A 290-nucleotide genomic window follows, 5' to 3' on the forward strand; every position below is an offset into this window, starting at 1 on the left:
CTTGCCTCCAAGGACCTCGATGTCCCCGCTCTTGACGATCTGATTCGTGCTGTTGACGTTGATCGTGCGCTTCCCTGCGGAGATGGTCGCGGAGACTTTGCGCATGATGCCGCCGACGCGCTCGTCGGCCGAGGCGTAGGCGATGAGGCGTGCCATGTCGTAAGCAGAGGAGAGGTTCTCCGCCCGCAATCCGGCGGGATCGACGTAGCGCGTGCGCTCCAGGCCGAGCTCGGTGGCCTTCGCGTTCATCTGCTCGATGAACCCATCCGACCCATACGGTGAGACGCGGG

The 290-nt window shown here is 64.1% G+C and carries 1 pseudogene (running past one end of the window); it reads right to left on the bottom strand.

Going from position 1 to position 290, the window contains the following annotated elements:
• Positions 1–290: pseudogene (locus tag GEV06_29000) on the bottom strand (hypothetical protein); it runs 330 nt beyond the window's last position.

The sequence above is a fragment of the Luteitalea sp. genome (assembly GCA_009377605.1).
Lineage (GTDB): Bacteria > Acidobacteriota > Vicinamibacteria > Vicinamibacterales > Vicinamibacteraceae > WHTT01.